The following is a 14,478-nucleotide window of genomic DNA, read 5'->3' on the forward strand; positions in this document are numbered from 1 at the left end:
GTCTCGTCGAAGGACGCCTTCCCGATGATGAAGTGGAGGTTGGCGTGCTTGTCGGTGCGGAACTCGATCTTGCCGCCCTTGATGTCGGTCACGGCCTTGGCGACATCCATGGTCACCGTGCCCGTCTTCGGGTTGGGCATCAGGCCACGCGGGCCGAGGACCTTGCCGAGCCGACCCACCTTGCCCATCATGTCAGGCGTCGCGACGACGGCATCGAAGTCGAGCCAGCCGCTGGAGACCTTCTCGAGGAGGTCGTCAGAGCCGACGAAGTCCGCGCCGGCCTCACGAGCGGCCTCGGCCTTCTCGGCGGTGGCGAAGACCAGGACCCTGGCGGTCTTGCCGGTGCCGTGCGGCAGGTTGACGGTGCCACGGACCATCTGGTCGGCCTTGCGCGGGTCGACACCCAGGCGCATGGCCACCTCGACGGTCGCGTCGTACTTGATGCTGGTGGTGTCCTTCGCGAGACGGACCGCCTCGAGGGGGGGATAGATCTTGCCCGGCTCGATCTTCTCGGCCGCGGCCCTGTAGGCCTTGCTGCGCTTCATGTCTGCTCCTGCGTGTGCTGTGGTTCGGGGAGTTGTGGTGAGTCGGACCAGCGCGGTCCTGCCACGGACACGGCATACGCGGGGGTATGCCGTGTGCTCACCCCGGGCCGTGGCCCGGGGTCGGTCGGGCTCAGTAGCCCTCGGTGGTGATGCCCATGGAGCGGGCGGTGCCGGCGATGATCTTGGCGGCAGCCTCGATGTCGCTGGCGTTGAGGTCCTCCATCTTGACCTGGGCGATGTCACGGACCTGGGCGGCCGACAGCTTGGCCACCTTGGTCTTGTGCGGCTCGCCGGAGCCCTTGGGGACGCCGGCCGCCTTCTTGATCAGCTCGGCCGCCGGCGGGGTCTTGGTGATGAACGTGAAGGAACGGTCCTCGAAGACCGTGATCTCCACGGGGATCACGTTGCCGCGCTGGCTCTCCGTCGCAGCGTTGTAGGCCTTGACGAACTCCATGATGTTGACGCCGTGCTGGCCGAGGGCCGGACCGACGGGCGGTGCGGGCGTGGCCTGGCCGGCCTGGATCTGCAGCTTGATGAAGCCTGCGACCTTCTTTGACTTGGGGGGCATGTCTCTGGGTCCTTTGATGCTTTCGAGGGATGTGCTGCGTGGGCCCGCCGTGAGGTCGGGCAGGGCGGGTGAAACCCTCCGGTCAGATCTTGGCGACCTGGCTGAAGGACAGCTCGACCGGGGTCTCCCGGCCGAAAATCGAGACGAGCACCTTGAGCTTCTGGGTGTCGGGGTTGATCTCGGAGATCGACGCGGGCAGGGTCTCGAACGGACCCTCCATGACGGTGACGGACTCGCCGACCACGAAGTCGACGACCTGCACCTCCTTGGACCGGCCGGAGCCGCCAGGGCCGCCACCGGCGGCCGCGGACTCCGCTGTCTCAAGGTCGGGGGCGAGCATGACGAAGACCTCGTCGTGGCTGAGCGGCACGGGCTGGTGGGCGTTGCCGACGAAGCCGGTGACGCCCGGGGTATGCCGTACGGCGCCCCAGCTCTGGTCCGTCAGGTCCATCCGGACAAGGACGTAGCCGGGCATCCGGACGCGGCGCACCAGCTTCTTCTGGCCGTTCTTGATCTCGGTGACCTCTTCCATGGGCACCTCGATCTCGAAGATGAAGTCCTCCATGTTGAGGGAGATGATCCTGGTCTCGAGGTTGGTCTTGACCCTGTTCTCGTAGCCAGCGTAGGAGTGGATGACGTACCAGTCGCCGGACTTCAGGCGCAGCTGCTGCATGTATTCGACGACCGGGTCGACGGGCTCCGCCGGCTCGGCGGTCACGTCGGCGCCGTCGGAGTCGACACTGGCCTCGGTGTCGAGGTCGGCCTCGGTGTCGAGGTCGACCTCGGTGTCGGCCTCGGTGCCCACCTCAGCCGTGGCGTCGACGACGTCGGCCTCAGTGGTCTCGAGGTGGGCGACCTCGGTCTGCTCGAGGTCGTGCTCTCGGTCGGTACCCCGGGGGGCGTCCTGCTCGGACACGGCTGTGGACCTGCTTCCCTTGCTGAGCTGTGAGGGCCGCGTGCGCGGCCCTGCCTGTCACTGTGGTGGTGCTGCTGGCGCTAGCCGGCCAGCGCCAGCAGCACCAGCCGATGGAACACGAAGTCGAAGAAGGAGACGATCCCCATGATGACGATGACGAAGACGACCACGACGAACGTGTAGTTGAGCAGCTCCGACCCCGTCGGCCGCACGACCTTGCGCAGCTCGTCGAGGATCTGGCTGACGAACAGGCCGATCGAGTGGAAGAGTCGCCTGACCGGGTTGCCCTGCTGGCCGCGCCGGCGATCAGCACGACCGGACCGGCGGGAGTCCGCGCTCGTCTCGGTCACGATTCCTCTTCCTTCGCGCGTCCGACCCTGTGTCGACGCTGTTGGTGTCGATGTCTGTCCTGGCGACCGACAACGCAGGGCAGGAGGGACTCGAACCCCCAACCGCCGGTTTTGGAGACCGGTGCTCTACCAATTGAGCCACTGCCCTTCGCGACCCCGGTGGTGGGGCCACGGGTGAACGACTGCGGGCATGCCGGAGCATGGCAGCCGTCAACCACCGAGGGGACAGCATACGTGACCCCAGCGTCCGGGCGCGAACCAGCGCGGACCGGCGCTACCCGGCATACCGGGGGAGTGGAAAGATCGCTTCCGTGACCACGCGACCCGACCGTGCCCCCGCGGACCCCCGCGCCCCCCTCTCCTCCCTCACGAGCGGAGAGCTGGGCGACTTCCTCACCGCGAAGCAGGCGGAGTATGCCGCGCTGCGCCGGCGAGGGCTCAAGCTCGACCTCACACGGGGCAAGCCGTCCGCGGCGCAGCTCGACCTGTCCGACCGGCTGCTGCTGCTGCCGACGACGACGACGGACCGGGCCGGCGCGGACGTGCGCAACTACGGCGGGCTCGAGGGTCTGCCCGAGCTGTGTGAGCTCTTCGCCGAGCTGCTCTGGGTCGAGCCGGGGCAGGTCATCTGCGGCGGCAACTCGAGCCTGACGATGATGCACGACACGCTCGTCCACCTGCTCCTGCACGGCGGCCCCGACTCGCCGCGGCCGTGGGCGCAGGAGGAGAAGGTCACCTTCATCTGCCCGGTGCCCGGATATGACCGGCACTTCTCGATGCTCGCGAACTTCGGCATCGAGATGGTCACCGTGCCGATGCACGAGGACGGGCCTGACGTCGCCGCCGTCGAGGCGCTCGTCACGAACGACCCGAGCGTCAAGGGCATCTGGATCGTGCCGACCTACGCCAACCCGTCCGGCGCCGTGTGCTCCCAGGAGGTCGCCGCGGCCCTGGTGGCGATGCCGACCGCTGCCCCGGACTTCCGGATCTTGTGGGACAACGCCTACGCCTTCCACCACCTGAGCGAGGTGGAGGCCAAGAGCGCCGACGTGCTGACGCTCGCCGCGGCCTCCGGACACCCCAACCGCCCGATCATGTTCGCCTCGACGTCGAAGATCACCTTCGCCGGGGCCGGCGTGGCGGTCATGGCGGCGTCGGCCGAGAACAAGGCGTGGTTCCTCAAGCACCTGGCGATGGGGTCGATCGGGCCGGACAAGGTCAACCACCTGCGCCACGTCGAGTTCTTCGGCTCGGCGGACGGCCTGCGCGCGCACATGCGCCGCCACCGCGACATCCTCGCGCCGAAGTTCGCTGCGGTGGGCGAGGCGTTGACGGCGGCCCTGGCCGGGCTGGGCGTCGCGGAGTGGACGCATCCCACCGGCGGCTACTTCGTCAGCCTCGACGTGCTCGACGGGACCGCCACACGGGTGGTGGCGCTGGCCAAGGAGGCCGGCATCGCCCTCACGCCGGCCGGCTCGTCCTTCCCCCTCGGGCGGGACCCGCGGGACCGCAACATCCGGCTGGCCCCGACCTTCCCGGTGCTCGCCGAGGTCGAGACGGCGATGGCCGGGGTGGCCACGTGTGTCGCCCTCGCCGCCGCGGAGCAGCTGTCAGCCGGTCGGTGACGCCGGTCGACATGGAGATTGTCGCCAAGCAGCTCGAGCAGACAGGGCGGATCACGTCGGACCGCTTCGCGGACTATGGCGTCGACGCCGCGAGGGCGACGCGAGGGCGACGCGCTCAAAGCACGGTTCGGTCATCGGGCGACCGAGCTGCGTAAGACCCCGGCAACGGACGAGCATGGCAAGGATGCGCCGCTGAGCCAACCTTGACGTCCGCAAGCAGACGGCCGTTTCTTGCGCGCAGCCCGGGCTGCGCCTCGTTGGCCGTGGGGCGCTTGAGGCACCCGGTCCGGGGGGGTGATGGGTGGTCCCGCTCTCTGGCAGAGTGGCGCCATGAGCGGCAACGGCATCGACCAGGGCGAGAGCCACAACGGCGAGGACCTCGACACGGACACCGGGTCCTACTCCGTCGACGACGAGGACCAGCTGCAACCCGAGGACACCCTCGTGGACCGCGGGGTCGAGGACGTGCTCGACGAGGGCTACTCGCCCGCTGACACGGCACGCGGGTCGAACGCCTGGGGCACCACGGCGTGGGAGCAGTCGCAGGACGAGACGATCGAGCAGCGCATCCTCCAGGAGGTGCCCGACCCCGACTCGGCCTATGGCGCCCCCGACAACGAGAGCGGCCTGGACCGGGTCGACAGGGAGACCGTCGGCGGCGACGACCCCGATGCCATCCCGGCGGAGGACGACTTCCTGGGTGACACCGGCAGGCGCAGCGGGCGCCTCGTCGCCCCCGACGAGGGTGCCCACCAGGACGTGGACAAGGACTCCATCGCCGAGGACGTGGGCATCTCCGGCGCGGGCGCCTCCGCCGAGGAGGCCGCGATGCACATCGTCGACGACGGCCCGCCGTCCGACGTCGACGAGTGACCGACCGGTCGTGTCGACCGGCACCCGCCGCGACGTCAGCGCGCTGCCCAAGGCGCACCTGCACCTGCACTTCACCGGGTCGATGCGGATCACGACCCTCGCCGACCTCGCGGCTCAGCACGGCATACGCCTCCCGGAGGCCTTGACCGACTCCTGGCCGCCGCGGTTGCACGCGACCGACGCGCGGGGCTGGTTCCGGTTCCAGCGGCTCTACGACCTCGCGCGCTCGTGTGTCCGCGGCCAGTCGGACATGCGCCGGATCGTCCGGGAGGCGGCCGAGGACGACGTCGCAGAAGGGTCGCGGTGGCTCGAGATCCAGGTCGAGCCGTCGTCCTACGCGCCCTTCGTCGGCGGCCTCAGCCCCGCCCTCGAGATCGTCCTCGACGAGGCGCGAGCCGCCTCGCGCGACCTCGACATCGGGGTCGGCGTGGTCGTGGCAGCCAGCCGGATCCGGCACCCGCTCGACGCGCGGACCCTCGCCCGGCTCGCGGTCCGGTATGCCGGGGACGGTCCGGGCAGCGTGGTCGGCTTCGGACTGAGCAACGACGAGCGACGGGGGTCGCTGCTCGACTTCGCGGCGGCGTTCGAGATCGCCCGTCGAGGCGGGTTGGCGCTCGTGCCGCACGCCGGGGAGCTGCTCGGCCCGGCCGCGGTCCAGGACGCCCTGTCCGTGCTGCGACCGGACCGGATCGGTCACGGGGTGCGCTGCGTCGAGGACCCGCGGGTCATGGCCGAGGTCGCCGACGCCGGCATCACCCTGGAGGTCTGTCCCGGGAGCAACGTCGCGCTCGGGGTGTACGCCGCCGCCCGGGAGGTGCCGCTGCGCGACCTGCTGGATGCCGGGGTCCGGGTCGCGCTCGGCGCCGACGACCCGTTGCTGTTCGGGACGAGGCTGGCCGACCAGTACTCCCTGGCGAGGGACGACCTCGGTCTCGACGACGTCGACCTGGCGGACCTGGCACGCGCCAGCGTGCACGGCAGTCGGGCTCCCGAGGAGGTCCGGCGGACGGCGCTGGGCGACATCGACGCGTGGCTGACGGCCTCCCCGCCCGGCGCCACAACCCCACCGAGTTGATCGGGGCGCCGGAGTCGAGGCAGTCTGGGGGCCCGCACCGCACGGACCCGGACGGCAGCCGCCGCTCCCACGAGGAGGGCGAACCACGTTGAGGAAGACCGCGTTGATGCTGGCGCCGGCCCTGGCCATCTCGCTCGGCGCCTGCTCCAGCAGCACGTCGACCCCGTTGTCGACGGCCGTCTCTGGCGCGACCAGGGTGGGCTCGACAGCGGGACCGGGCCCGTCGCCGTCGACATCGGCCACCTCGACGAGTGGATCGGCCAGCACGTCGTCCGGGACGAGCGGAGCCGCCACGGCCTCGGCCACCTCCGCCACCTCGGTCGTCGCCACCGGCTCACCCTCGAGCCCGGTGGCCCTGCCTACGTCGTTCACCGCCATCGACAAGGCGATCAAGGATCCGGACCTGGGCCACGAGATCGTCGTGGCGAGGATCGCCCGCAACCTGCCGTGGCCCGATGGCTACCAGGCCTCCGCCGCGGCCTACGAGCTCGTGGCCGTGGAGATGAGGTGGACCCCGGGCACGACCTTCACCGCCCCGATCCGGCTCCAGGACTTTGCGATCACCACGGGCAGCGCGTCTCCCAACCGGGCCGACGCCCTCGTCAACGCGGCCCTCCAGGCGGCCGGGTGGGCCCTGCTGCCGGCCCAGGTCCCCAACGGCCAGAGCGTCACCGGGTGGGTCGTCTTCAGGGTCGAGCCCAGGAACGCCCCGAAGATGGTCGTCGACTACACCCGCCCGACGTCGCAGGTGACCGACAGCGGCACGATCTTCCCCACCCAGACCTTCGGCGCCCAGATCGTCGGCTGACCCTCCGAGAAGCCTCTTGTGTGGAGGTATATCCGAGCGCTAGACGGCTCGGATATACCTCCACCCAAGAGTTGGTGCGGGGCGGGGCGGGGTCAGAGGGTGATGCCGACCAGCACCGGCTCGTTGACGAGGCGCACTCCGAAGGCCTGCTCGACGCCGTCCCTCACCTCGCGGGCCAGGGTGAGGACCTGCTCAGCCGTGGCCGAGCCGCGGTTCGTCACCGCGAGGGTGTGCTTCGTGGAGAGTCCCGCCGGACCGGGGAGTCCGTGTCCCTTGGCGAAACCGGCCCCGTCGATCAGCCAGGCGGCACTGGTCTTGACGCCGCGCTCCTCCGGCCAGCGGGGCGGGGTCGCCGCGTCGGCGCCGAGTCGCGCGGTCACCCGCGTCTCGAGGTTCGCGAACTCGCGCGTCGACAGGATCGGGTTGGTGAAGAACGAGCCGCAGCTCCACGTGTCGTGGTCGGTCTCGTCAAGCACCATCGCACGCTGACGGCGCTGCGTGAGAACGGCCTCTCGGGCGTCGGCCAGCAGCACCCGCGAGCCCTGCTCGACGCCGAGCTGCTGGGCGAGGGCGGCATAGACCAGCGGCTGGGAGAGGTCCGAGACCCGCAGCTGGAACAGGACGTCGAGCACGACGTAGCGCCCGCCCCGGCCGTCCCCACCCTTGAACCGCGAGTCCCGGTAGGTGAAGCCGCAGTCGGACCCGAAGAACGTCTGGACGGTCTGCGTCTGGCGGTCCCAGACCCGCACCTGGCCGATGGTCTGCGATACGTCCTGTCCATAGGCACCGACGTTCTGGATCGGGGTCGCGCCCACCGACCCGGGGATCCCGGACAGCGCCTCGACGCCGGCCCACCCCTCGGAGACGGCCCGGGCGACGACGTCGTCCCACACCTCGCCGGCGGCGACGCGCACGTTGGCACCGCCGCAGCTGTCGTCGGACTCCACCGTGATCCCCGAGGTCTCGACGTGGACGACCGTGCCGGCAAAGCCGGCGTCGGCGACGATGAGGTTGGACCCACCACCGACGACGAGCAGCGGTTCGTCGGCGTCGTCTACCTCACGGACGGCGTCGACGAGCTCGTCCGTTGTCGTGACGCGCACCAGTCGCGCCGCAGGCCCACCGACGCGCATCGTCGTCAGGGTCGACAGATCGACGTCGTGCTCCACCTGCACCGCGCCGTCGCCGTCAGTCGAGCTGGACGACGGCAAGGGCCCGGCCGAGCACCTTGTCCTCGCCGCACCGCGCCGACAGCTCTACGGTGGCCCGCCGGGTCTCGGCGTCCAGGGTCTTGACGACGCCGTCGACGACGACGTCGGCCCCCCCGTCGTAGGGGACGACCACAGGATTGGTGAACCGCACGCCGTACTCAAGGACCCTGCCGGCGTCGCCGACCCAGTCGGTCGCGACGGTCACGGCCGCGCCCATGGTGAACATGCCGTGGGCGATCACGTCGGGCAGGCCGACTGACGTCGCAAACCGCTCGTCCCAGTGGATCCGGTTGCGGTCGAGCGACGCACCTCCGTACTGCACCAGGGTGGCCCGCTCGATGTGGACGGTGCGGCCCGGGAGGCTCTCGCCGACCTCGACCTCGGAGGCCTTGCGGATGCCGGCCATCACTCACCACCTCGGATGACGATCGTTGACGTTGCCGTGCAGACGGCCTCGCCACCGGCGCTGAGCTCGGTGCGGGTCGTGACCATGGCGTGGCCCCCGGCCTGCTTGACCGAGTCGACGGACAGCACCGCGACGATGTCGTCACCGGCCGTGATGGGGCGGTGATGGACGAACTTCTGCTCGCCGTGGACCACCCGGGTGTAGTCGATGCCCGCCTCGGGGTCCGTGATGAGCTGGGCGTCGCACTGCTGGGCGATGAGCACCGCGAAGGTCGGCGGGGCGATGACGTCGCGGTAGCCCCGCTCGGTGGCGACGTCGTGATCCACGTGCACCGGGTCGGTCGAGCCGACCGCCTCGGCGAACTCACGGATCTTGGCCGAGCCCACGGCGTACGGGGTGGTGGGCGGGTAGGTGCGCCCGACGAACTCTGCATTGACCGGCATGGTCGCCACCCTAATACCCGCCCCTCACCGGGCGGCGAGAGCATCGTGGGTGTCGTAGCGCCAGAACGAGCGGACGAGGACGCCGGACACGACCACGACCACGATGCAGGCCACCCCGCCCACGACCCACGAGAACGTCGGTGACGTCACCGCGGCCGTCGCTCCCGCACGCACGTCCCCGAGCCTCGGGCCGCCCGCGACGACGGCGATGAAGACCCCCTGCATCCGCCCGCGCATCTCGTCCGGCGCGTAGGTCTGGAGGATCGTCTGCCGGTAGACGGCGCTGACGAGGTCGAAGGCCCCGGCCAGGGCGAGGAGGGCGACGACGAGCCACAGCTGGTGGGCCAGTCCGGACAGCGACACCGCCGCACCCCACCCGACGATGGCGACGACGAGCGCCCGGCCCTGGCGCCGCACCCGGCCGATCCAGCCGCTCGACAGGCCCGCGACCACCGCACCGACGGCAATCGCGGCATACAGCGGCCCGACATTGCCCTGGAAGCGCAGGTCGGCCACGGCGGGGAAGAGCGAGCGGGGCATGGCCAGGACCATCGCCGCGATGTCCACGACGAAGCTCATGACGAGCACCGGCCGGACCGCAATGAAGCGCAGCCCCTCGGCGACCACCCGCAGGCCGGGCCGCTCGACCGAGCCGTCGGGCGGGACGGCAGGCAGGCGGAGGGCGGAGTAGAGCGCGGCGGTGAAGAGGAGGGCGTCGACGGCGTAGGCGTAGGCGAAACCGTGCTCGAGACCGACGAGGACGCCCGCGATGAGGGGGCCGATGACCTGGCCGGCGTTGCCGACGGTGAAGTTCAGGGTGTTCGCCGCCGGGACGAGGTCGCCGGAGACGATGCGCGGGATGATGGCGCCGCGCGCCGACGAGGCGATGGCGAACATCGCGGACTGGACGGCGACGAGGCCGAGGATGAGCCACACGTTGCGCAGGTCGACGAGGGTCTGGGCCAGCAGGGCCAGGGTGACGCCCCAGCCGCCCACGGAGGACCAGAGATAGAGGGTGCGCCGGTCGACGGCATCGGCGATCGCGCCGCCGTAGAGACCGAAGACGACGATCGGGACGAGCCCGGCCAGCCCGACGAACCCGACGTGGAGCGTGGAGTGTGTCAGGGCCCAGATCTGCACGGGCACCGCGACCTGGGTGAGCATCGAGCCGATGAACGACGTGCCCTGCCCGATGAGCAGTCGGCGGTAGGGAGCGATCGCCAGCGGCCGGGTGTCGACAGCGTGCCGGCCGAGCAGTCCGCGCAGCCCCCCAGCCTGCGCCGCAGCGCCCGCCGGGTCGGGCGTTCCACGCAGCGGCGTGTCGGCGGGGTCGCTCACCCGGGTGAGTCTGACACCCGCGCCGGGCGGGCGGGGCCGCGCGCCGCTGAGGTGCGGGGCCGGCATGCCGGCAGACGACGAACGACCGCTCCCCCGGCCGGTGCCAGAGGAGCGGTCGGATCAGGCGCGGTGGGTCAGCGCGTCTCGCGGTGCGCCGTCTGCTTGCCGCAGTTGGGGCAGAACTTCGCCAGCTCCAGCCGGTCAGGGTTGTTGCGGCGGTTCTTCTTGGTGATGTAGTTGCGATTCTTGCAGTCCACACACGCCATGGTGATCTTGGGACGGACGTCGGCGCTCTTGCTGGCCACGGGACAACCTGCTCTCGAACTGATGGGTTTGTGTGGATACAGGACGTGCTCTCGACAACTGCCGAGCGTCCGGAGTTCCAGCGGATCGGACGCGACACACGAGAATACGCGACAGGACGGGCAACGAGAAATCGTCACCGGTCCAGTCTTCGAGTAGCGGGAGCGGGGCTCGATCCCGCGACCTCACGATTATGAGTCGTGCGCTCTAACCAGCTGAGCTACCCCGCCCCGTGATCCGCCGGTCAGTGGTGCCGTGAGGCGCCGCATCAGGTGGACCAGAGCCCCAATAGGGAATCGAACCCTAGACCTTTTCCTTACCATGGAAACGCTCTACCGACTGAGCTATTGGGGCCCGTGCGAGGGGTGAACCCCGCCCGGTCGTGCGTCCGAGAGACTACACGTTTGAGCCTCCTCCGATGAAATCGGTATGCCGGGTGGGGACCCTCGCGGATCAGGTCGGCGCAGGCCGCTCGGACGCGACCCCCGCGACGAACGAGGTGACCTCGCCGAGCCGGGGCAGGAGCATCGCCTGATAGGCGTGGTAGACGTCGGGCTTGCCCTCCCACACGCTGCTCGCCGGACGGTTCTGGGGGTCGAGCTCGTGTCGCCACGAGCCACGCTCGGTGTCCACGAACAGCGCTGCGGCGTGGGCGATCCATCGGTCGTACCAGCCGCGGTAGGCGCCCTCCCCGGTGACCAGAGCCAGCGTCCACGCCGTGGCGATGGCCTCCGTGGCGACCCAGTGAAGGCGGTCGCGGACGACGGGGTGTGCGTCGAAGTCCGTGGTGTAGACGAACCCCTCCGCGCCGTCGACGTCCCAACCGTCCCGGACCGCGGTCTCGAACAGGTTCCGGGCGTCGTGAAGGAGCCAGTCGGGAGCGTCGTCGCCCAACGCCGTCCGCAGGTGGAGCGCCAGGCGGGCCCACTCCAGCAGGTGGCCGATCGTCACGCCGTAGGGGCGGAACTGGTCGGCGGGGTGGTCGCGGTTGTAGTCGAGCCGGGCCTGCCACTGCTCGTCGTAGTGCTCGGGGAGGCGGTAGGCGTTGGCCGCAGCGAACTCGTGGACGACGCGCGTGACGATGCTCGTCGCGCGGGTCAGCAGCACGCGGTCGCCGGTGACGTCGCGGGCAGCGAGGAGGGCCTCGACGGTGTGCATGTTGGCGTTGACCCCGCGATAGGGGTCGAGGGTGGTGAAGGAGCGGTCCCAGACGTCGGCGACCAGGCCGTCGGCCTCGCGCCAGAAGCGCCGCCCGAACACGTCCAGCGCGTCGTCGAGCAGTGCGCGAGCCTGCGGGTGGCCCGCCGCGGTCGCGCTGGCTGCGGCCAGAACGACGAAGGCGTGGGCGTAGGACTGCTTCGTGTCGTCGCTCGGGCGGGAGCCGGCCCCGCCCGCGGATTCGACGGCCGCGAACCAACCGCCGTGCTCGTCGTCGTGCAGGCGTCCCAGGAGCGCCTGCACCCCGTGGTCGACGAGGCCAGCCGCGCTGGCGTCTCCCTGGAGGGCCGCCAGGGCGAAGACATGGGTCATCCGGCAGGTGAGCCAGAGCTCGACGGGCTGGTCGAGTCGGGGCCGGCCGTCGTCGTCTAGCCAGGCGAAGCCGCCGTCCGGATGGGCTGACGCCCGGGCGAAGTCGACGAGGGATGACGTCTGGGCCTCGAGCCAGGAGCGCTCGTCGGTCGTGAGGGTGGATGAGGCGGTGTCGGCCATGGAACGAACCTAGTGGGAGACACCCGCCTGCGTCCGGCAGGTCGGTCGCCAGGGCGACCGACCTGCCGGACGCAAGGGGGACTCAGGGTGCGGGGCCACTCAGGGGTGCGGTCAGCCGACGACGATGACGTGGAGGGTGCGAGGGCCGTGGACGCCCTCGACCCGGTCGAGCTCGATGTCGCTCGTCGCGCTCGGCCCGCTGATCCACGTCAGGGGTCGGGTGGGCTCGAGCCTTGCCACGGCGTCACCCACACCGGCGACGACCTGCCCGACGGTGACGACGCAGACGTGCCGGTCGGGCACCAGGCTGAGGGCCCGGCGTCCTTGCCCAACCCCGTGGTCGAGGACGATCGTGCCGGTCGTGGCGATCCCCACGGTCGCGAGCGTCACGACCGCGTCGACCTCGTCGAGGGCGTGCGAGGAGAGCCCCTCGTCAGCGATCTGCTCGGCCCCGTCGGGCAGTCCCACCCAGTCGCTCGGGAAACCCTCTGGGACAACCACTTTCATCGAGGAGCCCAATCCGTCGCGGACCGCATCGGCGACCTCACCCGGCAGGCATCTCACGACGACTGCGCGGTAGTCCGCGACCCGCTCGATGAAGAGGTCGAGCAGCTCCCCGCGCGGGCCAGGGGTCAGGGCATCGCCCGGGATGCAGACCCGCGGGGGCATCCGCTCGGGCGCCGGGCCGGGGCCGAGTGCGGAGCGGACCCGACCGAGGACGTCGTCCCGGGCGCTCATCGGGCCGGGCCCTTGGTCGTGGGGGCCTCGGTCACGGGTGCCCCAGTCATGGGGGCCCCGGTCGTGGGGGCCTCGTTGCGGCCGCCGTCGGTCGCCTTCCACCAGGCCCGGAACGAGTCCCGGGGTGGGGCTGGCAGGTCGCGGGCGTCGGTCCAGGCGGCCCCCGGACCGGGGAGGCGACCGATCGCCAGTCGGCCGCCGGGAAGGGTCCGGTGGCTGAACGCCGCGACGACCCGGTTGGCCACGCTGGACGCCTTGACGGCCAGTCCCATCCGCGCCGGGTTGGCAAAGAGGAGCGAGGTCGCCTTCATCGCGAGATCCTGGGCGCCCGGGCGGCCGTCGCGGTGGGCGTCGACGACCTTGGACCGCAAGTGGACGAGGACCTCGGGGATGTCGATCAGGACGGGGCACACCTCGTAGCAGCGGCCGCACAGGCTGGAGGCGTAGGGCAGCGAGTCGAGCTGCTTGTCGTGCCCCACCCCGCGCAGCAGCGGGTTGAGGATCGCGCCGATCGGGCCCGGATAGACCGAGCCGTATGCGTGCCCGCCGGTCCGCTCGTAGACCGGGCAGACGTTGAGGCAGGCGGAGCACCGGATGCACCGCAGCGCCTGCCTGCCGACCTCGTCGGCCAGGACATTGGTGCGGCCGTTGTCGAGCAGGACGACATGGACCTCCTGGGGACCGTCGCCCGGCGTCACCCCGGTCCACATCGACGTGTAGGGGTTCATCCGCTCCCCCGTGCTCGAGCGCGGGAGCAGCTGGAGGAAGACGTCGAGGTCGGCGAACCGCGGCAGGACCTTCTCGATGCCGACGACACTGATGAGGACCTCCGGCAGGGTGAGGCACATCCGGCCGTTGCCCTCGGACTCGACGACGACGAGCGTCCCGGTCTCGGCGATGGCGAAGTTGGCTCCGGAGACGGCGACCTTGGCGCGCAGAAACTTCTCGCGCAGGTGCAGGCGGGCGGCTCCGGCGAGCGCTGCCGGGTCGTCGGTCAGGTCCTCGGGTGCAGGGCGCCCCGCCGATCCCATCCTCGAGCGGAAGATCTCCCGGATCTCGCTGCGGTTGCGGTGGATCGCCGGCACGAGGATGTGCGACGGCAGGTCGTCGCCGAGCTGGACGATGAGCTCGGCGAGGTCGGTCTCCCACGCGGAGATGCCGTGCTCGGCCAGGGCCTCGTTGAGCTCGATCTCCTGGGTCGCCATCGACTTGACCTTGACGACCTCGCTCACCTCGTGATCCATCGCGATCCGGGCCACGACCTCGCACGCGTCGGCCGCGTCGCGGGCCCAGTGGACGATCGCCCCCTGTGCGGTCAGTGACGCCTCGAGAGTGAGGAGGTGCTCGTCGAGACGGGCGAGCATGTCGTCCTTGATGGCCGCGCCGGCGATCCTCAACTCCTCCCAGTGCTCGACCTCGGCGACGACCCGGGCGCGCTTCTCCCGGATCGTGCTCGTCGCGTGGGCGAGGTTGGCCCGTAGTTGGGTGTCGGCGAGCGCGGTGTGGGCCGCCTGGGGGAAGGCGGGCATGCCGACGAAGGTGGCGCCCATCAGTGCTGCCCTTCCACGG

The 14,478-nt window shown here is 70.7% G+C and carries 16 protein-coding genes and 3 tRNA genes; 4 read left to right on the forward strand and 15 right to left on the reverse strand.

All coding sequences use genetic code 11. The features are described from left to right. The 5 genes from rplA to ACLL9L_RS12155 all read right to left on the reverse strand — a co-directional run. Nucleotides 1–545, reverse strand: a 545-nt coding sequence (gene rplA / locus ACLL9L_RS12135; RefSeq protein ID WP_411284918.1) for a 50S ribosomal protein L1, incomplete at its 3' end; no start/stop codon positions are given. A 130-nt stretch (nt 546–675) separates the two neighbouring features. Further along, the gene (gene rplK / locus ACLL9L_RS12140; protein WP_411284919.1) at nt 676–1,113 is read right to left on the reverse strand and encodes a 50S ribosomal protein L11; all 438 of its coding nucleotides are present in this window, start codon (nt 1,111–1,113) and stop codon (nt 676–678) included. An 82-nt stretch (nt 1,114–1,195) separates the two neighbouring features. Beyond that, nucleotides 1,196–2,029: a transcription termination/antitermination protein NusG gene (gene nusG, locus ACLL9L_RS12145; protein ID WP_411284920.1), complete on the reverse strand. Its 834-nt coding sequence runs from the start codon at nt 2,027–2,029 to the stop codon at nt 1,196–1,198. An 80-nt stretch (nt 2,030–2,109) separates the two neighbouring features. Further along, nucleotides 2,110–2,379 carry a preprotein translocase subunit SecE gene (secE, locus tag ACLL9L_RS12150; protein WP_411284921.1) on the reverse strand — a complete coding sequence of 90 codons (270 nt, stop codon included), beginning with the start codon at nt 2,377–2,379 and terminating at the stop codon, nt 2,110–2,112. A gap of 75 nt (nt 2,380–2,454) precedes the next feature. Then, nucleotides 2,455–2,527: transfer RNA gene (locus tag ACLL9L_RS12155), tRNA-Trp, on the reverse strand. Between the two features lie 163 nt (nt 2,528–2,690). Here ACLL9L_RS12155 and ACLL9L_RS12160 point away from each other — a divergent pair. From ACLL9L_RS12160 to ACLL9L_RS12175, 4 genes are all read left to right on the forward strand, one after another. Then, nucleotides 2,691–4,004 (forward strand): aminotransferase class I/II-fold pyridoxal phosphate-dependent enzyme, encoded by a 1,314-nt coding sequence (locus ACLL9L_RS12160; protein ID WP_411284922.1) that lies wholly within the window; start codon nt 2,691–2,693, stop codon nt 4,002–4,004. A 330-nt stretch (nt 4,005–4,334) separates the two neighbouring features. Beyond that, nucleotides 4,335–4,877 (forward strand): DUF5709 domain-containing protein, encoded by a 543-nt coding sequence (locus ACLL9L_RS12165; RefSeq protein ID WP_411284923.1) that lies wholly within the window; start codon nt 4,335–4,337, stop codon nt 4,875–4,877. A gap of 10 nt (nt 4,878–4,887) precedes the next feature. Continuing rightward, nucleotides 4,888–5,952, forward strand: a complete 1,065-nt coding sequence (locus ACLL9L_RS12170) for an adenosine deaminase (protein ID WP_411284924.1) — start codon at nt 4,888–4,890, stop codon at nt 5,950–5,952. Between the two features lie 88 nt (nt 5,953–6,040). After that, a complete protein-coding gene (locus ACLL9L_RS12175) occupies nt 6,041–6,760 on the forward strand; it encodes a hypothetical protein (RefSeq protein WP_411284925.1) in 720 nt (239 codons plus the stop codon). Between the two features lie 92 nt (nt 6,761–6,852). Here ACLL9L_RS12175 and ACLL9L_RS12180 read toward each other — a convergent pair whose 3' ends face one another. The 10 genes from ACLL9L_RS12180 to ACLL9L_RS12225 all read right to left on the reverse strand — a co-directional run bounded on the left by ACLL9L_RS12180 (nt 6,853) and on the right by ACLL9L_RS12225 (nt 14,459). Further along, the gene (locus ACLL9L_RS12180) at nt 6,853–7,935 is read right to left on the reverse strand and encodes a UDP-N-acetylmuramate dehydrogenase (protein WP_411284950.1); all 1,083 of its coding nucleotides are present in this window, start codon (nt 7,933–7,935) and stop codon (nt 6,853–6,855) included. Nucleotides 7,936–7,948: 13 nt separating this feature from the next. Next, nucleotides 7,949–8,377, reverse strand: a complete 429-nt coding sequence (locus tag ACLL9L_RS12185) for a MaoC/PaaZ C-terminal domain-containing protein (protein ID WP_411284926.1) — start codon at nt 8,375–8,377, stop codon at nt 7,949–7,951. After that, nucleotides 8,377–8,820 (reverse strand): MaoC family dehydratase N-terminal domain-containing protein, encoded by a 444-nt coding sequence (locus ACLL9L_RS12190; RefSeq protein WP_411284927.1) that lies wholly within the window; start codon nt 8,818–8,820, stop codon nt 8,377–8,379. The genes ACLL9L_RS12185 and ACLL9L_RS12190 overlap by 1 nt, the downstream gene beginning before the upstream one ends. Before the next feature lie 24 nt (nt 8,821–8,844). Continuing rightward, nucleotides 8,845–10,158: an MFS transporter gene (locus tag ACLL9L_RS12195; protein ID WP_411284928.1), complete on the reverse strand. Its 1,314-nt coding sequence runs from the start codon at nt 10,156–10,158 to the stop codon at nt 8,845–8,847. A gap of 134 nt (nt 10,159–10,292) precedes the next feature. Continuing rightward, on the reverse strand, nt 10,293–10,463 hold the full coding sequence (gene rpmG, locus ACLL9L_RS12200) for a 50S ribosomal protein L33 (RefSeq protein WP_411284929.1): 171 nt from the start codon (nt 10,461–10,463) through the stop codon (nt 10,293–10,295). Nucleotides 10,464–10,617: 154 nt separating this feature from the next. Continuing rightward, a tRNA-Met gene (locus ACLL9L_RS12205) sits at nt 10,618–10,691 on the reverse strand. A 51-nt stretch (nt 10,692–10,742) separates the two neighbouring features. Next, a tRNA-Thr gene (locus ACLL9L_RS12210) sits at nt 10,743–10,815 on the reverse strand. A gap of 99 nt (nt 10,816–10,914) precedes the next feature. Continuing rightward, a complete protein-coding gene (locus ACLL9L_RS12215; protein WP_411284930.1) occupies nt 10,915–12,171 on the reverse strand; it encodes an AGE family epimerase/isomerase in 1,257 nt (418 codons plus the stop codon). 111 nt (nt 12,172–12,282) lie between these two features. Beyond that, nucleotides 12,283–12,909 (reverse strand): LutC/YkgG family protein, encoded by a 627-nt coding sequence (locus tag ACLL9L_RS12220; protein ID WP_411284931.1) that lies wholly within the window; start codon nt 12,907–12,909, stop codon nt 12,283–12,285. Further along, nucleotides 12,906–14,459, reverse strand: a complete 1,554-nt coding sequence (locus ACLL9L_RS12225; RefSeq protein WP_411284932.1) for a LutB/LldF family L-lactate oxidation iron-sulfur protein — start codon at nt 14,457–14,459, stop codon at nt 12,906–12,908. The genes ACLL9L_RS12220 and ACLL9L_RS12225 overlap by 4 nt, the downstream gene beginning before the upstream one ends. Nucleotides 14,460–14,478: the final 19 nt, after the last annotated feature.

The organism is Lapillicoccus sp. (assembly GCF_046595215.1).
Lineage (GTDB): Bacteria > Actinomycetota > Actinomycetes > Actinomycetales > Dermatophilaceae > Lapillicoccus.